The sequence below is a fragment of the Pseudomonas syringae group sp. 247E2 genome, assembly GCF_032587795.1.
Lineage (GTDB): Bacteria > Pseudomonadota > Gammaproteobacteria > Pseudomonadales > Pseudomonadaceae > Aquipseudomonas > Aquipseudomonas amygdali.
The window spans coordinates 958,183-978,715 of the sequence record NZ_JAWHPK010000008.1 but is presented as its reverse complement, the minus strand read 5'-3'; the positions used below and the strand labels follow the sequence as shown (position 1 = coordinate 978,715).

17 protein-coding genes are annotated in these 20,533 nt (G+C 56.1%); 6 read left to right on the top strand and 11 right to left on the bottom strand.

Translation table 11 applies throughout. From position 1 onward, the window contains the following. Positions 1-23 precede the first annotated feature (23 nt). Both RYC18_RS11495 and RYC18_RS11490 read right to left on the bottom strand, forming a co-directional pair. On the bottom strand, positions 24-1,511 hold the full coding sequence (locus RYC18_RS11495) for an ArnT family glycosyltransferase (RefSeq protein ID WP_316886063.1): 1,488 nt from the start codon (positions 1,509-1,511) through the stop codon (positions 24-26). Positions 1,512-1,693: 182 nt separating this feature from the next. Beyond that, the gene (locus tag RYC18_RS11490) at positions 1,694-2,374 is read right to left on the bottom strand and encodes a histidine phosphatase family protein (RefSeq protein ID WP_225231424.1); all 681 of its coding nucleotides are present in this window, start codon (positions 2,372-2,374) and stop codon (positions 1,694-1,696) included. Between the two features lie 259 nt (positions 2,375-2,633). On the opposite strand from RYC18_RS11490, the gene RYC18_RS11485 reads away from it, so the two are divergent. Then, positions 2,634-3,437 carry a phosphatase PAP2 family protein gene (locus tag RYC18_RS11485; protein ID WP_005743721.1) on the top strand — a complete coding sequence of 268 codons (804 nt, stop codon included), beginning with the start codon at positions 2,634-2,636 and terminating at the stop codon, positions 3,435-3,437. A gap of 263 nt (positions 3,438-3,700) precedes the next feature. Here RYC18_RS11485 and RYC18_RS11480 read toward each other — a convergent pair whose 3' ends face one another. The 5 genes from RYC18_RS11480 to RYC18_RS11460 form a co-directional block, all read right to left on the bottom strand. Next, positions 3,701-4,720, bottom strand: coding sequence for a hypothetical protein (locus RYC18_RS11480; RefSeq protein ID WP_002553498.1), 1,020 nt, complete (start codon positions 4,718-4,720; stop codon positions 3,701-3,703). 373 nt (positions 4,721-5,093) lie between these two features. Then, on the bottom strand, positions 5,094-6,698 hold the full coding sequence (locus RYC18_RS11475) for a hybrid sensor histidine kinase/response regulator (RefSeq protein ID WP_005777149.1): 1,605 nt from the start codon (positions 6,696-6,698) through the stop codon (positions 5,094-5,096). A gap of 126 nt (positions 6,699-6,824) precedes the next feature. Then, positions 6,825-7,982 (bottom strand): hypothetical protein, encoded by a 1,158-nt coding sequence (locus tag RYC18_RS11470; protein ID WP_005743722.1) that lies wholly within the window; start codon positions 7,980-7,982, stop codon positions 6,825-6,827. 2 nt (positions 7,983-7,984) lie between these two features. Further along, on the bottom strand, positions 7,985-9,166 hold the full coding sequence (gene glf, locus RYC18_RS11465; RefSeq protein WP_005743724.1) for a UDP-galactopyranose mutase: 1,182 nt from the start codon (positions 9,164-9,166) through the stop codon (positions 7,985-7,987). After that, positions 9,154-10,338, bottom strand: coding sequence for a glycosyltransferase family 1 protein (locus tag RYC18_RS11460; RefSeq protein WP_316886053.1), 1,185 nt, complete (start codon positions 10,336-10,338; stop codon positions 9,154-9,156). The genes glf and RYC18_RS11460 overlap by 13 nt, the downstream gene beginning before the upstream one ends. 414 nt (positions 10,339-10,752) lie before the next feature. Between RYC18_RS11460 and galE the strand changes: the two genes are divergently transcribed. Continuing rightward, on the top strand, positions 10,753-11,781 hold the full coding sequence (gene galE / locus RYC18_RS11455; protein ID WP_005743726.1) for a UDP-glucose 4-epimerase GalE: 1,029 nt from the start codon (positions 10,753-10,755) through the stop codon (positions 11,779-11,781). A 57-nt stretch (positions 11,782-11,838) separates the two neighbouring features. On the opposite strand, the gene RYC18_RS11450 is transcribed toward galE, so the two are convergent. Together RYC18_RS11450 and RYC18_RS11445 are read right to left on the bottom strand one after the other, a co-directional pair. Next, positions 11,839-12,387 carry a cupin domain-containing protein gene (locus RYC18_RS11450; RefSeq protein WP_002553494.1) on the bottom strand — a complete coding sequence of 183 codons (549 nt, stop codon included), beginning with the start codon at positions 12,385-12,387 and terminating at the stop codon, positions 11,839-11,841. 127 nt (positions 12,388-12,514) lie between these two features. Beyond that, positions 12,515-13,270 (bottom strand): gamma-glutamyl-gamma-aminobutyrate hydrolase family protein, encoded by a 756-nt coding sequence (locus RYC18_RS11445; RefSeq protein ID WP_005777144.1) that lies wholly within the window; start codon positions 13,268-13,270, stop codon positions 12,515-12,517. 127 nt (positions 13,271-13,397) lie between these two features. Here RYC18_RS11445 and RYC18_RS11440 point away from each other — a divergent pair, with 127 nt between their 5' ends. The 3 genes from RYC18_RS11440 to RYC18_RS11430 all read left to right on the top strand — a co-directional run bounded on the left by RYC18_RS11440 (position 13,398) and on the right by RYC18_RS11430 (position 16,521). After that, positions 13,398-14,285: a LysR family transcriptional regulator gene (locus RYC18_RS11440; protein ID WP_016981700.1), complete on the top strand. Its 888-nt coding sequence runs from the start codon at positions 13,398-13,400 to the stop codon at positions 14,283-14,285. Between the two features lie 147 nt (positions 14,286-14,432). After that, positions 14,433-15,497 carry an aromatic ring-hydroxylating dioxygenase subunit alpha gene (locus RYC18_RS11435; protein WP_316886048.1) on the top strand — a complete coding sequence of 355 codons (1,065 nt, stop codon included), beginning with the start codon at positions 14,433-14,435 and terminating at the stop codon, positions 15,495-15,497. Positions 15,498-15,570: 73 nt separating this feature from the next. After that, a complete protein-coding gene (locus RYC18_RS11430; protein ID WP_005743730.1) occupies positions 15,571-16,521 on the top strand; it encodes a PDR/VanB family oxidoreductase in 951 nt (316 codons plus the stop codon). Here the strand turns inward: RYC18_RS11430 and RYC18_RS11425 are convergent, their stop codons facing one another. Both RYC18_RS11425 and RYC18_RS11420 read right to left on the bottom strand, forming a co-directional pair. Then, positions 16,522-17,232 carry a GntR family transcriptional regulator gene (locus RYC18_RS11425; RefSeq protein ID WP_005743731.1) on the bottom strand — a complete coding sequence of 237 codons (711 nt, stop codon included), beginning with the start codon at positions 17,230-17,232 and terminating at the stop codon, positions 16,522-16,524. Between the two features lie 73 nt (positions 17,233-17,305). Continuing rightward, a complete protein-coding gene (locus RYC18_RS11420) occupies positions 17,306-19,276 on the bottom strand; it encodes a putative bifunctional diguanylate cyclase/phosphodiesterase (protein ID WP_005743733.1) in 1,971 nt (656 codons plus the stop codon). Between the two features lie 248 nt (positions 19,277-19,524). Between RYC18_RS11420 and RYC18_RS11415 the strand changes: the two genes are divergently transcribed. Beyond that, a complete protein-coding gene (locus RYC18_RS11415) occupies positions 19,525-20,523 on the top strand; it encodes a nucleoside hydrolase (protein WP_005743734.1) in 999 nt (332 codons plus the stop codon). Positions 20,524-20,533: the final 10 nt, after the last annotated feature.

Sequence of the window (20,533 nt, the reverse complement as noted above, 5' to 3'; positions counted from 1 at the left end):
CCGCCCGCCGTACAGAGGGGCTGTCAGTTACTGACAGCCCCTGCCCCTGGTGCCTGACTGACGAAATAGTAGACACGATCCCCGACCTTTACGCTGTCAACAATCTGCAGAGGCGGTTCGGGTGGCTGCATGCTTTCCATCACAGCGACATTGCCGTCAGCGCTGGTAAGAAAACCAGTCAATTCAGCGTTACTATTGAGTGTTTTCAGAAGGCTCTGACTATAGAACACGCTGGCCCCCGCCAGCCGTTCGCTGGGCTGGAACAAGGCAACCTGCCGTCCCTGCACCTGCAGGGTATGGACTTTGTCGGTCAGCGGCAGAAATGACAACTGCCTGTCGGCTTGTGGCGCGAGCCATAGGGCTGCACTTAGATAGCTCACTACAACCAGCACAACGCCTGCAGCCATGAGCGCCTTTCCATTCCTCACGATAGACGCCGCAAAAAATGAGCGTCCCGACCGAGCCTGCAATCGCTCACCCAGAACAAAAGCATATTCCGCAGCAATCACTGCCGCAGCAGGTGCCAGCGACATCAGATAAACCATGCGTTTACTGGAGGCCAGCGACAACAGCAGGAACTGCGCGCCCAACCACAGGGCGAAGAACAGCAGATAACGATTGGCCATTAACTGCTTTCGAAAATGCCACAACCCCAGATAAACCAGGATATTCCATGGCAAAAATGCTTCAAGCAGCTTTGTCAGGTAGTAATAGGCAGGTTCGTAGTGCCCCGCCTCTTCGAAGGAACCACTGAAGCGTCCAACGCTGTTGGTCCACAGCACGTCCTTCAATGACTGCGTGCCACCCTGTCCGTACAGGAAACACAGCCACACGAGCAGCGGAATCAGAGCAACAAGGGTGAACATTGCCGGGCGCAACCAGTGAGCAATAGCAATGCGTTTGTTCTGCAACGACTCGCAAACGAGCCAGGCGAAAATCACCACGCCCGGCATTGCCAGCCCCAGCACGCCCTTGCTCAGGGTCGCCAGTGTGATACCCAGCGTGAACAGCAACCAGGGCCCTGTAGAGAGTCCGTCACCACGCAGGCGATTACTGGCATGGAAGAATGCCAGCAAGGCCGTGGTTACCCCCAGCGCCAGCAAGGCGTCCTCGCCCACTTGCCGCGAATTGCTCCAAAAGCTGGCCTGGGTCGCCAGCATGAAAGCAGCTACCCAGGCCACGAATACCGGCCGGCCGAAACGCCGCAGCATGGTGTAAAGCAGCAACACGCTGAGCAGCCCGGCGCAGGCAGAAGCCAGTCTCACCGCCCATGGGGCAGGACCGAACACCCGAATAGCCGCCGCATCCAGCCACACACTCATCGGCGGTTTTTCCAGGAAAGGCTGGTTGTTCAATTTCGGCGTAATCCAGTTGCCACTCAAGTACATTTCCATGGCGATGCCAGCAACGCGCGGCTCCGTCGAATTTTGCAACTGGTGATTTCCCAGTGCGAGAAAAAACAGCAAGACACACAGCAGCAACAGCAATGGCGAACGCGCACGAGACGTCATCAAGGAAGATACCGGTTTGATGAGAAAGAGGATACCGACAGGCACAGGGCATTAAACTATAAACAGTGAGTTGTTGAATAATTGTTGAACAGCTCTTAAACACTTTTCACGCCTGCACAACCCAAGACTCACCCTTGTGTATAAATAAACAGAAATTTGACAACGCGAAAATACACCTGGGTTCAATGCCACAGCAGATGAAGCCGGGAAAGTTGCGTCCAGTCCTCCGGGTTTATAACCCCCCGGATAACCGCTTTACCCCGACTGTCGAGCGAAATGAAAAGCGCGCTGTCGTACTCGCTGGTGGCAGCATGGGGATACCCATGCAGACTTTCCAGCTGACCGATACAACCGCTGTGCGTCACCAGAATCAGATTTCGATTCAGAGACTTGTGCGCCACGACCTCATTCAGCATTGTCTCGTCACAGTTGTACAACCATTCCTGGGCCTCCACCGGATGGCCAAACATGGCTTGTGCGGTCTGGGCGGTGCGGGTCAAGGGGCTGGTTATTACATCGGTGTGTGCGAGCCCGAGTTCGCTGAACGACCGGCCGACATCTGTCGAAACGGAACTGCCGTAGCGAGTGATGCCGTCGTTTGCACCAAGGCACTCGTTGCTGGAGCGGTCGCAGCGTTCGCCGTGGCGAACCAGTACCATCACATCACCTTTCTTCCAGCTGGCATACAAACCGGACATGGCCAGATTCTCGCCCTGAACAAGCCGAACTGGCGAACGCGGCCAATAGGTGTACCCCGTCAACACGAGCAAGGAAATCACAATGGCGGCCGCCATCAGAACAGCGTTTATCCTGCCGCTCAGAAGCGAAGATGCCCTGAACGCGGATTTACCATAACTTTTCATCAAGTTGCCCCGCATGCCTGCCTGTTCAATGGACAGCCGAACACGCTGGCTCTGTCCTTATAAGGCCGCCAGCTTGATCAAGGACGCGTCATCGTCGGGTCAATAACATGTGAAAAAAATGCCAAAGCTGAATGAAACGGTTTTCATGAAACTCCCGCTAGGAATTGAACAGGCGGCTACGTATATTCTGCCTCGCAGAAGACTTGCGCACATCGATATGAACTCTCAAACCACGCAAATGACTATGGAATAAAAAAGAGTGCAAAACGAAAAATCAAGATTCTATGCGTGGAACTTCGGCGTGCCGATGGCAATAGCGCTGTTGACCTTTGTCGTTTTTGATCTTACTTCGCTCGACGAAGCGATCAGCAACTGGCTGTACTACCCGCTTCAGGTATTTCCGTTTGAGCATGACCGCCTATTTGAAAATCTGACCCATCGCTGGCCGAGGATCATCCCCGACTGGACGGGAGAAGCCGCAGTGATCGGGCTGTTGCTGTCCTTTATATGGCCACTGCTGAAACCCGGGCGCAATGACCGAATGATTGGCCTGCTGGAAACTGCTCGGGTAGCGCCATTGTTACGCTTCACTGCTCGTCACCGTCGTGACCTGCTGTTTGTCGTGGTCTCTTTCGCGGTGATCACCGGCATGATCCACTTTTTCAAAAGTCACACGAGCATTTACTGCCCTGTGGAAACCACTCTGTATGGCGGCACAATGGAGAAAAAGGAGTGGTTCGAAAACTTCAGGCTGTTCCATGAAGCGGGCGCGGGTCGTTGCTGGCCAGGAGGTCATGCTTCGGGTGGTTTTACCATGGTGGCATTGTATTTCGTTGCACGCCGTTACTGCTGGCGTCACGCCAAGGCAATCCTCTATGCATCGACCTTATTGGGCGCAATCTACGGCACCACGCGAGTGGTTCAAGGCTGGCATTTCATGTCCCACACATTATGGGCTGGCGTGATTGTCTGGCTCAGTGCACTGCTTACCGCGCTCGCTTTTTATGGCTGGCGGCAGTTGGCGCAACCGCTTGAAACCAGAACGGATAAACCACTCAGCTGAATCTGACGGACTCATTGTCCGCATCCTGCGTTGAGATTGAATATATATCCGGCAGAACGCTGTTAGAGTATTTGCTCTTTGAAAGTTGCCCTGTTACGCAGCTGTAGAGCTTCACGATGATGAGGTAAAAGATTGAGGGATGGACTTTACCAACGTGTAGCCGAGGAGGATCTTCACCAACCTGATATCGAACGGCTGAAATAAAAACGGGGAGCGATTAACGCTCCCCGTCTGGTACTTCAGTTCAGTCTTGCTGCATTAGATCAGACAGCAGCAACAACTTTGGCTGGCGGCTGAGTACGACGACCCAGTACACCGGCACCTGCTGCTACCAGACCCGAGATCACCAGAGTGATCAACAGAATCCAGGCACCTTGCGAAACGCGCTTGGCAGTCACTTCAGCTGCTTCACGGGCTTTCTGTTCTGCCTGAGCTTTCAGTTCCTGATACTTGGCATAAGCCTGACGATAGCTGGCCTGAGCCTGATCGACGATCTGATTGGCTTCGGCATCAGTCTTGTTGCCACGCGCCTTGATCAGATTAACCAGCGCCTGACGGTCAGCAGCATCCCACGCCTGGTCACCTTTGGCTTTGATGCGGTCCATCAGGCCACCCAATTGCTCATCGGCTTGCTGAGGATTTTGTGCACTTTGTTTGGCAGTGTTCTGGGCATCTTCCTGGGTTGCCTGAGCTTCCTGCTTGACGTTGTCAGGGTTCAGCTCTGCTTTACCGGTCTGGCGCATGGCTGTTTCAATTTCACCCTGGATATCGTCCAGATTGAAATCAATACCCTGAGCGCGCAACTGATCCTGAATCTTGCCGCCGACGGCCGGCGCTACCTGAGCAATACCGCTGCCCAGTGCCGACATACCGCTGCCTGCCAGATTAAGGCCACCACGCACGACACCTGTTACCGCACTGGACACCAGATAGACAGTGATCAGCGATACGCTCGCCCATACCAGAAGACCATGAAAAGCGCCTTCACGCTGAGCCAGACGGCCAGCCGCCCAACCACCGACAAACAGCGAGATGACCGAGCTGACAACAACCCAGATACCCGCACCTGTACCAATTCCGGACAACGGATTGGCTTCCTGCATTGGATCAATACTGGCACTTCCAATGGCCGTGCCCAACAGGTTCAACAACAGCGAAACAACCATGGCCAATACAACACCGGCCAGAATAGCGCTCCAGGAAATTCGTTTAAGCAGAGGAGCCATGGCATGCGTGTCTTGATACACAGGGGAGCCTGGAGCGATGCGGTCGTCGCGAATCATAATAAGAGTCCTTTGAGTCATTGGCAGTGAACGCTGAAATGTGTGGCGTACACTTTAATGACCCGGGCGACGTTCAAGAAGTTTAAAACTTTTATAGACTTTTTTTCAGGCCTGCAAAACCACATAAAAAGGCGACGAACAGTGATCTCTATCAATGGAACGGAAGGAGACGACTATGCTCCACACGCTTTACAACTTCCCGGCCTCATTATCTGCTTTATTTTATAAGTGAAGTTGTCTGATGTCTGTTAATGCTCGACAGGCATTAACAATCACCGGCACCTCATAAAGCACAGTCAATAGTGGGTATAACCACACACTCATCGGCCTGACCGAGAACAGTCAGGCCTTCAGGTCTTCGTTAGCGGAACAATCAAGCGATACCGTTAGGTCCGTCCAGCACCTGCCTGACCTTCCGGGCAAGGTCTTGAGGCATGCAGGGCTTGGATACCACATCGAACTCGGAACCACCGATATCAGTTCGTTCGATCGAGCTTTCAGCATAGCCGGTGGTCAGCAGCACCTTGATCTTCGGGTACCTGCGCCTCACTTCCCGCGCGAGCATCACGCCGTTCATGCCTCCCGGCATGATCAGGTCAGTGAACAGCAAATCATACCTGCTGCCGGATTCGAATTTCTTCAGTGCTTCACGAGCGTTGAGTACGATTTCGCAGATATAGCCATAGTCATCCAGCACCATCTTCGCCAGCTCGGCGACGTCGGGCCGGTCCTCGACAATCAGAATCCGCTCGCAGCTGCCAATGCGTCTGTCGACAGCTTTCGGTGGCTCCGCATGGGTCAGCATTGCCTCGTCTACCGGAAAATACAGACGCAGCGTTGTGCCAACACCTTCTTCGGTATAGATCCGCGCCGCGCCGCCCGACTGTTTGGCAAAGCCATAGACCATCGAAAGACCGAGCCCTGAACCCTTGCCCTCTTCCTTGGTGGTAAAAAACGGGTCCATTACGCGGTCACGAATACTCGATGGCATGCCAATGCCATTGTCCGTTATGGCAATACTGACGTAGCGGCCAGGCAGCAAGCCGTCATAGGACATGTTGGCCAACTCATCGACGACCAGATTGCGGGTTTCAATGGATATTTTCGGGTCAGGCCGGCCGATCAACGCATCCCTGGCGTTGATGAAGATATTCAGCAAGGCAACTTCTGCCTGGGTCGGGTCGATACGGCAGTTCTTCAATGCCGGATCCAGATCGGTTTCGATCGTCACGTGCGGCCCGAACGTACGCTCGATCAAGGGCTCTGTGCTGGAAACCAGGCCATTGAGGTTGAGCACCCGTCCCTGCAGTTTTTGTTTACGGGCAAATGCCAGTAATTGCTTGGTCAGCGTACTCGCGCGTTCGACAGCAGACTTGGCGTGATGAACGCTACGCTGGACACGCTGCACATCAATGGTGGGCTTCTCTGCAGCGCTACCGATCAAATCAATATAGCCCCCCATGACTTGAAGCAGGTTATTGAAGTCATGGGCGATGCCTCCGGTAAGCTGCCCCAGGGCTTCCATTTTCTGCGCCTGACGCAAGGCATCCTCAGCATCCCGACGTCGACTGATATCCAGTTGCGACGCAAAGAAATAGATCAGGTCTCCGGCATCGTTATAAACCGGAGAAATAAACAAGGCATTCCAGAACGTAGAGCCGTCCTTGCGGTAATTGAGAATTTCAGTGGAGATATCGACACGCTCGTCAATCGCTTCACGAATGGACTGCACCACGGCCCGATCCGTTTCCGGCCCCTGAAGAAACCGGCAGTTGGTACCGATGATTTCTTCTGACGAATAGCCCGTCATTTCCAGAAACGCGCGATTGGAAAAAATGATCGGGTTGTCCGCACGGTTGGGGTCCGTCACGATCATTGGCATCCGTGTCGTTTCCACCGCCGCAAAAAAGATATCTTTTCCCTGATGCTGGATATCTCCCGTTGCAGCATTGTCGACACGGGCTTTTTCTTCCGACACTCCAGAAACTCCACACATATTGGTTGGGTGTAATACACGTTCTCAAAGCTAGGACTGGCGGAGCCTTGAAAGGGTTCTCAGATTTTGGACAAAAAACGAATTATATTCATATGAGGGGCTAAACACTCAAAAAGCGTTCACGCCGAGAGCCGATTTTTCGTCCTTTTGTCGAATGAGAGCCGCAAATTCACTCGCACTCTCGCGTAACGCCACCTGCAAAGGGTGAAAGGAGGCCCGTTTGCCCTGCCCGTCTGCATAACCCAACAGGCCTGTCGGGCAGTATCGGGCGTCGTCCCAGCCCGGATAATCGAGAATGGGGTACCAGCAGATGCCTTCTACCGGTAAGCCTGCCCTGACAGCCTTGCTGACCTCGGCACAAATGTAATTGAACCAGGGCAAACGCTGAACATCTTCGGCACCGGTTTCAGAAATCAATATCGATCTTGCGTACCGTGTATGCAGCTCGCTCAACATGCCCTGAAAAGGCCTGTATTGCGGGTCGTCCTGAGTGAGCTTTCGACCCTTGAATTGCCATTGGTTATGAGGGTAGAAGTTGACGCCCAACACATCCAGATACTCGGATCGGCCGCCCAGCCCAGGCAATTGCCGCCCGGATAAAAGATCCCAGGCTTCAAACTGCGCTTGCCTATAGCACTCTGCTGCCGCTATTTGCGCACTACCGCGCGTAGCCGGTACGACATGAATCAATGGTTCGGCCTGAATAAAACGCGCGCCTGGCTCTATTGCACGTATCGCCTCTATCGCCGCAATGCTGGCCCGGACCAGTTGCTGTTTGAGTTCCATGCCGCGCTGCCGACTACCGGGGTTGAAATAAGCAACTTCACCTCCCGCCCAGCTCCAGAACGAAATTTCATTGATTGGCGAATAAAAAGGGGCGGTCTCCCCTTCGTCTTTGACTACCTGAGCCACTGCAGCGGCAAAACGCGCAAAGCGCTCGACAAACTCCGGCCGCCAGATATCCAGATCATCAGGATAACCGTAATGGCATAAGTCCCAGATAACCTGAGTGCCCTGACGCCGCGCGGCTCGTAACATGGGCAGAAAACTGCTCCAGTCGTAACAGTTCGGGCTGGTTTCAATCAGGTGCCAGCGCATACCGTCACGCACGGTACGTATTCCGTGCTCCGCCATTGCGGCAAAATCTTCCGGTGCCCATCGGTCGTGCCCAGTGGAGCCAAGCAGATCGAGTCGCACGCCGTCGCGTCGTCGATGGCTGGCACACTCGAATCCGCCTATGAAGAAGCTGTCAAACAGACCGCCCATACTCAACCTCGCGCAGGTTGTTCAATCGGTTCGGCAATCTGCTCCGGCAACTCATGAGCCAGCCGCTGGTACAGCGCCAATGCCTGACCGACAACCTGGTCCATGTTGTAATACTTGTAAGTACCGAGCCGCCCAAGAAAAGTCACCTGATTCGACTCATCGGCCAAGGCTTTGTAACGCTTGTACAACTCCGCGTTTTCCGGTCGCGGAATGGGGTAGTAAGGGTCGCCCTCGGCACTCGGGAATTCATAGCTGATACTGGTCTGGGCATGCAGTTGACCGGTGAGGTGCTTGTATTCCGTAATACGCGTATGAGCAACTGCCTCATCCGGATAGTTGACCACGGCCACGGATTGAAACTGTGCCTGATCAACGGTCTTGTGCTCGAAACGCAACGACCGATATGGAAGACGGCCATAGCAATAATCGAAGTATTCATCGATCGGCCCGCAGTAGATCAGGTGCCGATACTGCACGGCCCCGCGTATATCGGCAAAGTTGACCCCCAGTGCCACGTCGATAAGCGGGTGATCGAGCATCCGTTCAAACAGGTGCGTATAGCCATGCAGCGGCATTTTCTGGAAGGTATCCGTGAAGTAGCGATTGTCCGAAGTGGTACGGGTAGGCACTCGAGAGGTGACCGACCTGTCCAGTTGCGACGGGTCCAGCCCCCATTGTTTGCGGGTGTAGCCACGAAAAAACTTCTCGTACAACTCCCGGCCCACCTGATTGATCACAACGTCTTCGGAGGTTCTTATCATCTCCACCGGCTCGGCCCGGCTGGCAAGAAAGGCTTCGGCTTGTTGCTCATTCATCTGCAAACCGTACAAGCTGTTGAGCGTATCGAGGTTGATCGGAATAGGTAGCAATTGGCCATCCACGCTGGCAAGCACACGGTGTTCGTAGTCGCGCCATTCGGTAAATCGCGAAAGGTATTCCACAATGCGCTCGGCATTGGTGTGAAAGATATGCGGCCCGTATTGATGAACCAATACCCCGGCGCTGTCCAGGTGATCGTAAGCGTTACCCGCAATGTGTGGACGTCGGTCGATCAGCAAAACGCGTTTACCCAACCCGGCTGCCAGCCGCTCCGCCACTACACTTCCCGCAAAACCTGCACCGACGATCAGAAAATCATAATGCGTCTCTGCAAATGCGGCTGATTGAGGATTTATCCGAGGCATTGGGTTTGCTCCCCGATAGTTACCAGGCCGATTTGCGCCTTCATGGCAGCGCACGTGTTGTCCCAGGACTCACCGGCCAGCACTGCATCAACCTTACGCAGAAAATCAGCAGGATCCCTATGCGCCAGTGCCTCGCGAATCGCGCGCACAAACGCATCGGTATCATCGGCAATTGCGACGACACCGGATTCACCATAAGTTCTGACAACGTCGGCAATCCGGGTTGATACCACTGGACAACCGCCAGCCAGGTACTCTGGCGTCTTGGTCGGGCTGATAAAACGTGTGGAATTGTTCAGGGCAAACGGCATCAATGCTACATCCCAGCCAGACAGATAGGCTGGCAAATCGCGATAAGGCTTGCTGCCCAGATAATGAACATTGTCCATGTGCGGCAGGGTTGCCGGATCGATTTTCACCACGGGGCCGATCAAAATGATTTGCCATGTGGGCTGTGATTCCGCCACTTCTCGAATCAGTTCAATATCGAAACGCTCATCAATGACGCCAAAATAGCCCAGCCTTGGGTGGGGAATGCATTGTTGATCCTCCGGAACGGCAAGCACGTTGCGGGCGGCTGCAAAATGCCCGATATCGACGCTGCTGGGCATGGAGTGTGCATTTGCATGCTGTAGGCGCTTGGCCTCCCAGAGGCTGAAGCCGCCGGTAAAGACAACATCTGCGCGCTTCATCAGCGCTTGCTCCTGCTCGACAAGCTCTGGCGGCGCATCTTTGAATGCAGACAGCTCGTCCATGCAATCGAAGATCGTCACTTGCGCACGGAGGTGATCGGTAAATACCAGGCTCATCGGGGTGAAATACCACAGCAGCAGGTCGCCAAATTGTTGCGCATCCATAAAGCCATCCAGCAACGTGCGCTGTGCAGCTATGACCTGGTCAGGCTGCATCTGCAAAGGCAGGTGCGGCACCAGTACGGTGACACCGCATGCTTGCGGCAGTGACTCAAGCCAGATGCGAGGCGAGTCTGAAAGAGCAGGCTCCTCAAGAAACAACACCTGATAATCCTGCGCCATGCGCGACATGATGTGCTGCGGGCGCTGATACACAAACCCCCACCTGAGGTGGGCCAGGCACAGCAGCAGCGGTCTGACTGCTGCCTCGACCCTGGTTAAGACTGACGTTGCGGATTGAATGTCCTGGACACCGTTCATGAAGTTTCCCTTTTGCTAAAGTCCTGGATGAAACTGAAGGGCTCTGTAAAGGGCTGAACTTCGACGGCATTCATGATGAGGATGTGAGTTGGCGGCTGTTGCATGCATGGACAATCACGTGCATAGAGCAACTATAGATATTCTCATTGGTTTCGAGCACGCGCTCGGACCGCTGTTCACTGATTCCGATAAAGGGTATGCGCCGTCGGGAATGAACCGTTGAACTCGGCGGTACAAATACGCCCCTAGTCTTGAGCGAATGTTTTTTGGCACCTGCGGTACGTTTTCCCCACGCGGTGGTCTGGTCCTGATTTTCGCAAGCAAGGCTCCTCTGTCGTCCTGTTGATAAAGGTCACGACGTCGAGCCCTCAGCGCGCCTCTTACCGAGGCGGCGAACATCCAGGAAGGATAATCATGATTCTGGTTACCGGTGGTGCGGGATACATTGGCGCTCACGTTGCGCTTGAATTGCTTGAAGATGGCCACGATGTCGTGGTGCTTGATAACTTGTGCAACAGTTCGCGAGAGACGTTGAGCCGGGTGGAGACACTCAGCGGGCGACAGGTGGACTTCATCCACGGCGATGTACGCAGCAAAGCGACGTTGAACCGGCTATTCGCCCGCCACCCTGTGAACGCTGTGGTGCATTGCGCCGGGCTCAAGGCCGTGGGCGAAAGCGTCAGAGAGCCGTTGCGCTATTTCGAGACCAACGTGAGTGGCAGCGTAAACCTCTGTCAGGCGATGGCGCAGGCAGGCGTGTTCAACCTTTTGTTCAGCTCATCAGCGACTGTATACGGCGACTGTGAACAAATGCCGCTGGATGAGAACTGCCCACTGGGTTTACCGACCAATCCTTACGGGCATTCCAAACTGATGGCCGAGCATGTGATGAAAAGCGTCGCTCGCTCGGATCCACGCTGGTCCATCGGGCTGCTGCGCTACTTCAACCCCATTGGTGCCCATTCTTCCGGCTTACTGGGCGAGTCGCCCTGCAACACGCCCAATAACCTGCTGCCCTTCCTGCTGCAGGTTGCCAATCGACGACGCCCTGCCCTGCACATTTTTGGCACCGACTACCCCACGCCGGACGGCACAGGTGTGCGTGATTACCTTCACGTAGTGGATCTGGCCGAAGGCCACTTGAAGGCGCTGGACAGAATACGCAGCGAACCAGGCGTATCCGTCTGGAATCTGGGAACCGGACAGGGTTATTCAGTCCTCGAGGTGGTGCACGCTTTCGAACGTATCTCCGGCAAAACCGTGCCTTTGATCTTTGAGCCGCGCCGGGCCGGAGACATTGCGGTGTGTTGGTCGGATCCGGGGAAAGCATTGCGTGAGCTGGATTGGCGCGCCAGGTTCAACCTTGATTCGATGCTCACTGACGCCTGGCGCTGGCAGTGCATGAACCCACAGGGTTATATGCCGACAGCACTGGTCAGTTGAAGTGCGGCCAAAGGTGTAAAGTGGCGGGGAATTACCCTCGCAGCAGGCTGCTGTGCGCTAAAAATTGGCCGGTGTGTTGGAACTGATGATCTCGGCCTCGTCCTGGCCAATGTTGCGGAAGCGGTGTGGCAAGGTGGTCGGGAAGTAATAACCGTCCCCGGGACCGAGAATATTGACCTGCCCATCGATGGTCAGCTCCACGGTGCCGCGCGTCACCAGCCCGCACTCCTCGCCTTCGCTGTGGACGATGGGCTCTTCACCCGAATCTGCGCCCGGCGCGTACTGCTCGCGCAGAAAACGCATCTGGCGGCTCGGCAGGGTTGCGCCGACCAGCAGCAGGCGAACACCGTTACGCCCCAGGTCAGGCTGGTCGCCGGCGCGGAATACATACTGATCCTGCCCCGGTGGCTGGTCGAAGGTGAAGAAATCCGCAAGCGTCATGGGGATGCCCTCAAGCAGCTTCTTCAACGAGCTTATAGAGGGGCTGACACGATTTTGCTCAATCAGGGAAATCGTGGCATTGGTCACACCACTGCGTCTGGCGAGTTCGCGCTGTGACAGCTTGTAGCTTTCACGCACCAGTTTGAGTCGTGCTCCCGTATCCATAATGGCCTTGTGTGAAAGATATCCGATGAGTGAAGCAAAGCCCAGTTGGAATGGATTGTCCATCGCCCAAGGCCGCAAAGCCGGATATTAAATCACGTTTGCCAGCAACACTCAGCAGCTCATCGCACTACCTGCCCTGACGGTTCCGGGCATACGCCAGGCAGGCTTCACGGAATGCCGTGAACAGGTTCAGCGACACAGGGTTGTTCATGAACTCCCACTCCGGGTGCCACTGCACACCCAGCACAAAGCCTGGCGCACCGGGCAGGGAAACCGCTTCCACCAGACCGTCGGGTGCCAGTGCTTCCGCGCGCAGATCCGATGCCAGACGATCGATACCCTGACTGTGCAGGCTATTGACCTCGAACCCCGGCGCCAGCCCGAGCGCCTCCAGCAACCCGCCAGATTGCACCTGCACCGGGTGTTGCGGCGCGTACTGCACGGCCAGCACATCGCTTTGCGGCTCACGGTGATCCAGATAACCGGGCAATTCCTGGACCCGCTGATGCAGGCTGCCGCCCAGTGCAACATTCAGCTCCTGAAAACCACGACAGATGCATAACACCGGCACACCCTGGGCGATAGCGGCCCTGAGCAGCGGTAATGTTGTGCGATCCCGAAACACGTCGTGGGCAGTGCCTTCCACGCTTGCCGGGCCGTTGTAATGATGCGGCTCGACATTGGACGGCGAGCCGGTAAACAGCAAACCGTCCAGTGAGGCCAGCAACTGCGCAGGCTCGGTGGGCACGTCGAGCGCGGGCAGAATGACCGGGACACCCGCAAACGCAGCCGCCTCGACATATTTATCGCCTGCGGTGTGAGAGGAGTACTTGCCCAACTGCTGACGGCAGGCAGTAACGCCGATCAAGGGAGGTCGTGACATACATTGAGTCCTTGTGAATCTGGTGAGCCAGCACGTCAATATGACGCTATCCAGGCGGGATAAAACCAGTCTAGGATAGTCATCTACGCAACAAACATAGGCATTCAGGCAAAGGAACAATGCAGCGATGCAATATGAAATCACCCATGCCGATCTTGCCCTGGTATTGGCGCTGGTACGCGGCCGGACCTTGGCGCGTGCTGCAGATCTGCTGCACGTTGATATTTCGACAGTGTTCCGCTCGATCCGACGTCTGGAGTCAGCCCTCGGTGCTGCGCTGTTTGAAAAGAACCGCCGCGGCTACATTCCGACGGATGCCGCCCAGGCCATGGCCGAGCAGGCGGAACACGCCGAACAGGCACTCGCCGCTGCCCGTATTGCCTTGCAGCAAGGCGAACAGGTGGTCAGCGGTACGGTACGCCTGACGTGCACCGACGCGGTATTGCACAGCCTGCTGCTGCCAACGCTCGCGGACTTCATGCCGCAGTACCCTGCCCTCACGCTGGAACTGGCCACCTCCAATGCGTTCGCCAACCTCAGCCGTCGTGACGCCGACATTGCGTTGCGCCTGACCAATACCCCGCCCGAACACCTGATCGGACGATGCCTGGGCAGCGCGGACTACTTCATTTGTGGCCGCCCAGAATACCGCGACGCACTGACGCACAGCCCCGCCTCCATTCCCTGGATCAGCCCGGACGACTCGATGCCCGACCACACCTCGGTGATCTGGCGTAAACAGGCGTTCCCGGCGGTGAGCCCGCGCTATCGCTGCAGCAACATGTCGGCGGTCTCTCAATTGGTCGCTGCCGGCCTGGGCGTGGCGGCCTTGACCGATTTCACGATTCAGGGCCTTGGCTCAGTGGAAAGGTTGAGTGAACCACTGCAAGGGTGCAGCACCGATCTGTGGCTACTGACCCGTCCCGACTGCCGCGCATTGCGCTCCGTGCAGACCCTTCTGGAAGCACTCGCGCCCCGTCTGCGAGCAGCATTGCTGGCGTCCAGATCCGCCTGATCGCCAGCCTGTGGATCCATTAAACAATAGTTAATAAAATTAATCATTGGATTAATCTCGATCCTGTGGCATTAATAATCACGAGGAAAAGAACATGATTCATTCTGTGGATCCATAAGACCAATAATCGAACCGTGGAGAACCGTCATGCACCCGAAAAATGCGTGGTACGTCGCCTGTACAGCGGATGAAGTCGCCGACAAGCCTCTGGGCCGGCAGATCTGCAACGAAAAGATGGTCTTCTATCGCGACCAGAACCAGCAAGTTGTCGCCTTGGAAGATTTCTGCCCGCACCGCGGTGCTCCGCTGTCGCTGGGTTATGTCGAGAACGGCCAACTGGTATGCGGTTATCACGGGCTGGTGATGGGCGGCGATGGCAAGACCGCCGCGATGCCCGGCCAGCGTGTTCGAGGCTTTCCCTGCAACAAAACCTTCGCAGCGGTCGAGCGCTACGGCTTCATATGGGTCTGGCCTGGCGACCGGGAGAAGGCCGATCCGGCGCTCATCCACCATCTGGAGTGGGCGGTCAGCGACGAATGGGCCTACGGTGGCGGTCTGTTTCATATTCAGTGCGACTACCGCCTGATGATCGACAATCTGATGGACCTCACCCACGAAACCTACGTGCATGCGTCGAGCATCGGCCAGAAGGAAATCGACGAAGCAGCGCCTGTCACGACGGTCGAAGGCGAGGAAGTCATTACCGCGCGCCACATGGAAAACATCATGCCGCCGCCGTTCTGGCAGATGGCGCTGCGTGGCAACAACCTGGCCGATGACGTGCCAGTCGATCGCTGGCAGATCTGCCGCTTCACCCCGCCCAGCCATGTACTCATCGAGGTAGGCGTAGCACACGCGGGCAAAGGCGGCTATCACGCGCCTCACGAGTTCAAGGCCTCGAGCATCGTTGTCGACTTCATCACGCCAGAGACCGACACCTCGATCTGGTACTTCTGGGGCATGGCGCGCAACTTCAACCCGGCTGACGAGCAACTGACGGCCACCATCCGCGAGGGGCAGCGCAAGATCTTCAGCGAAGACCTGGAGATGCTTGAACGCCAGCAACAGAACCTGCTTCAGCACCCGCAGCGCAACCTGCTCAAGCTCAATATCGACGCCGGCGGTGTGCAGTCGCGCAAAATTCTGGAACACTTGATCGCTGCCGAACGAGCCAGCACAGCTGAACAGATTCCAGTAATGGCCACTAAATGACCGCCTGCTGCCAGCCCGAATGCGTTGAAAACAATCAGAAGTGACCCGTGCTGCGGTCACCCGAGGACATACCATGATCGACGTGACCGTGTTATCACGTAACGATGAAGCGCTGGATATCTGCAGTTTCGAGCTAGTGCGAGCCGATGGCGAGTTGCTGCCGCCTTTCACGGCAGGCGCACACATTGACGTGCACTTGCCTGACGGGCTGATCCGCCAGTATTCGCTGTGCAACGCACCGAACGAGCGTCATCGTTACCTGATTGGTGTCCTCAACGATCCGGCTTCACGCGGCGGGTCGCGCAGCCTGCATGAGCAGATTCAATCAGGCGCGCAACTACGCATCAGCGAGCCGCGCAACCTGTTTCCGCTGGCCGGGAACAGCCGTCGCACGCTTCTGTTTGGCGGCGGCATCGGCATCACCCCCATTCTGTGCATGGCTGAACAGCTTGCGCTGGAGGGTGCCGATTTCGAATTGCACTACTGTGTTCGTTCCGTCGAGCGCGGCGCGTTTATCGAGCGCCTGAAGCGTTCATCATTTGCCGACCGGGTCACGCTGCACCTTGATGAACAGCCCACTACCGCGCTGGATGCTGCCAATGTACTCGCCCAGCCGCAACCCGATACCCATCTGTATGTGTGCGGACCGGGTGGTTTCATGCAACACATCCTCGACAGCGCCCGTGCTGCCGGCTGGTCTGAAGACAATCTGCACCGGGAGTACTTTTCTGCAGAGCCGGTGGACACCAGCAATGACGGCAGCTTTTCTATCGAGATTGCCAGCACCGGCCAGGTGCTTGCCGTTCCTGCCAACAAGACGGTCGCCCAAGTGCTCGAAAGCCACGGCATCGATATTCCGCTGTCGTGCGAACAAGGTGTGTGTGGCACATGCCTGACGCGCGTCCTCAAGGGCATTCCGGATCATCGGGATCTGTTTCTGACTGAAGACGAGCAGGCGCTCAACGATCAGTTCACGCCATGCTGCTCACGCTCGAAAACCCCACTGCTGGTGCTCGACATCTGATCAGTTCGAGCGCTGGATGACCTTCATGCGCTCGTTCAAACCGGCACCGAAAATCTCCGCGTAGCGCAGGGTAGCATTGGCATGCTCACGCATGATCGCCTCGGCACGAGCGCCCTGCCCGCTCGCTAACGCATCCACCACCGCATGATGCTGCATGTGGGCGAAATTGAAGCGCCGGTATTCGCGAATCAGGTTATCGCGATCCACTGCCAGCGCCGTCACCGAAGCAAAAGGCAGGTGGTCGTTGCGTGCCAGCGCATCGGCAATGGCGCGATTACCGCTGCCCGCCACGATCACTCGATGCAGGCGCATATTCATGTCGTGATAGACCTCAAGATCATCCTCAGTGACATAACCCTTTTCGAACAGCGCATCGCCCTGCACCAGGCAGGCTTCAAGCTCGTCCCGAGCCTCCTGCGTCAAGCCACGTTCGGCCATCTGCCGCGCCGCCAGACCTTCCAGAACACCACGCACGTCGACCGCACCGGCGATTTCCATCGGCGTGATCGAGCGCACCTGAAAACCGCGCCCGCCAAAGGGCACCAGCAGGCCTTCCTGCTCCAGGGTACGAAACGCCATACGCACCGGCATGCGCGACACGCCGAACAGCTCGGCGGTCGGCACTTCCATCAAGCGCTCGCCGGCCGCCAGCTCGCCTGACGCAATCATCTTGCGCAACGCAACAAGAATGGTCTGCCCGGGTTTGCTCATTGACAGGATTCCGTGGAGATCGAAAAACGCATCTTACTCCACGTACACAGGGGAATGGTTCAAGCGCAGTCGATCAGATCCGGCACGAGGCTGCATAACCGAAGGTGCGCTCCTCATCCGGCGTTTCGATCCACACCAGGGTCTGTTCAAAACTGATCGGTGGACTGTAGAAATAACCCTGCACCATCGTGCACCCAAGGCTGGTCAGTGCATTCAGCTCATCCTGCGTCTCGACGCCTTCAATCACGCAGCCAAGAGACATGTCCAGACTCAAGGCAACCAGCGATTTCACGATCTTGTAGCTCGCCGGATTGTCATGCACACCGGTTACAAAACTGCGGTCAATCTTCAGCTTGGTCAGCGCCAGCGCATGCAACTGACTGAGGCTGGAGTACCCGGTGCCGAAATCATCCAGCGAGATACCGCAACCCAGTTGCCGGAACTGTGCAATAGCCTGCTGTACCTGGGCAATGTCCTGCATGACCGCCGTTTCGGTGATTTCCAGATCGAGCCGTGAGGCATCAAAACCGCTGTTTTCGATGATCTCGACAATGGTACTGACACTTTCCCAGGTCGCGCAGTCGTGCGCCGACAGGTTGAACGACAGTCTGATGGGCGCCGGCCATGACAAGGCCCTCTTCAATGCATGAGTCAACAAGGGTGCGGTGAGCTTGTTGATCATGCCGATTCGCTCGGCAATCGGAATGAAATGCGCAGGCGATACCGAGCCCAGTTCCGGACTTTTCCAGCGGGCCAGAGCCTCGAAAGCCACCGTTTCGCGTGTGCAGCTTTCAATGATCGGCTGAAACAGCACGTAGAACTCGGTCTCCAGATTGGCGCGCCGCAATGCCTGCTCGGTTACGCCATCGGCGTGCAACTGCTCGCGGTGGCTGGCGGAGAACAGGCAGGTAGTTCCGGGGTTATGGTCTTTGCCCTGATAAAGCGCGTAGTCGGCAAACTCGAACAGTTGGGTGGCATTGTCTGCAGTGGCCGGAAACGTAGCGAAGCCCAAAGTTGCGCCAATCTGGATGGGCATGTCCGACAGCTCGAAGCTTTCATGCATCAGTTCACACAGGTGTTTACCAAACGCCAGCAATGCATCGTTGCTGATATCACCCTTGATAACCAGAGCGAACTCGTCACCGCCCAGTCGCGACACATGCACTGTATCGCTGGAGGCACTGGTCAAACGTTCGGCTACCAGCATCAGCAGACGGTCGCCGGTACGATGCCCATAAAGGTCATTGACTGGCTTGAACCCGTCCAGATCCAGCACGCCGACCGCCAACCCGGTGCGCTGCGCCAGCGCCTCCTGCATGGCCGTGTCCAGTGTCTGAAAGAACTGTCGGCGGTTCGGCAGCCCCGTCAAACTGTCCTGATTGGCCAGCAGAAGGTTCTCATTGCTCAGTTGCTCGGTTCTTATCTGAACATTCACCAGGCTGGTGAAATCGCGGTATTGATACTGAAGAATGATCAGCATGCCAATCGACACCAGCACGATGTTCACTGCTGTGGCGATGAAAGTAATGTTGTGCGTCGACGCGAAAAAAATAACAAACGCAGTGTTGACCACAACTGCAGTGGTCAACGCCGCAGGCCGCAAGTGCATCATGCAGAAGATGCAGACAATCACGGTGATGCCCATGAAAAACGCCACGTGCGCCTGGGCATAGGCATCGCCATAGGGATAAAGCGACAGCGACCAGGCGGCGAAACCGGCAGCGATCACGCCTGCCAGTCCGTTGGTCCCGCGCAACGTCGCCAGAATGGTGGTTGGCGCGGGTGGCGGCCGGTTTACCGTGAGCAGCCACTTGCGCGCACGAATAGCGCAAACAATAGTGAGCAGCGCCGGAACCAGCAGGGTCAGCCACATCGGAGCAGTTGCCCAATGGGTGAATGCCAACGCCCAGGTGTTGACCAGCAGCACGAAATACATCAATGGCAGCTGTCGGGACAACGCAACGTATTGGGCCTGCAACAGCCTGGGATTATCAGCGGGTACAGACATCACGGTGCGCAAGGCACTCACTAGTTTTTTCAGCATCGCAAGGCTTCTCTGTCACTACAGTCAAAGCACACGTGGCTTGCTGCTCATCATGTGAGCCAATTAATGATCGGCCCACTTGTCATGCTCTCGGCAGGTGTGATTAATTCTTTACGGTAAAACCGATCCATGCGTCGGTTTAATGGAAATAAACAGGCGATACCCTTTTCGAGCAGGTGCTCGGGTATATCTAAAACGCTTGCAACCCCCCTCTTTTCAATCGTCCCCTATGGGCAGGGAGCATTACCATGAACAGGAAAGTCATTATCGATACGGACATGGGCTGGGACGACGTACTGTCCATCGCCTACCTGATGAAAAGGCCGGACATCGACATCGTCGGTATCACGGTCACTGGATGTGGCGAAACGGATCTCGGCTGGGGCGTCATCATCGCGCAGCATTTACTGGGCATTGGCAACCGTCTCAGTACTGTTGTGGCAAAAGGCACCGATAAGCCACTTGAGTACGACAACCGGTTTCCACAACCATTCAAAAACGATATGAATGACATCATGGGCCTTCTGGGAACGCTCAATCCGGCTGCCTTGCCGGCGTTATCAAACCTTCCCGCGTGGGAGTTCATGTATCAGGCCGTGAAGAACAGCCAGGATAAAATCACTGTTCTTTCGCTGGGTGGCTTTACCAACATTGCGAAGATGCTCTCACTGAGTAACCAACCCGCAGACTTCCAGATGATCGAGCAGATCGTCGCCATGGCGGGGGCTGTCTATGTTGACGGTAACGTCGCCGCCTTGAACGGCGCTCAAAAGGAATGGGATCAGGGTGAGGCCTACAGCAGTAACCACTACGCAGAATGGAATGTGTTCGTCGACCCTGTCGCGGCCGATACCGTTTTTCAGTCGAGCCTGCCATTGACCCTGGTCCCGCTGGACGTCTGCAACCAGGTCATTCTCGACGCGAGCTACTCGCAAAAGATTACGGCGAGCGACCCTGTCGCCTTGCTGGTCAAGCAAGTGCTTGAAACCAAGTCAGGCACGCACGCCGAAGGTTATCCGGTACCGATATTCGATCCGCTGGCAACGATGCTGATGGCAGGCGGTATTGAAGCGACGAAAATTGATGAGCAGTTTCTGTCCGTCAATACGAGCATTACACCGCAGGACAATCACTGCGGACAGATACAACTACAAGGCAGCGGTTCGCGAACCATCACCTCCGTGCTGGGTGTGTCGCAGTTCGCGTTCAGCGCGAATTTTGCTCAGGTCATCAACAACCGGACATGAACCAGGCGCG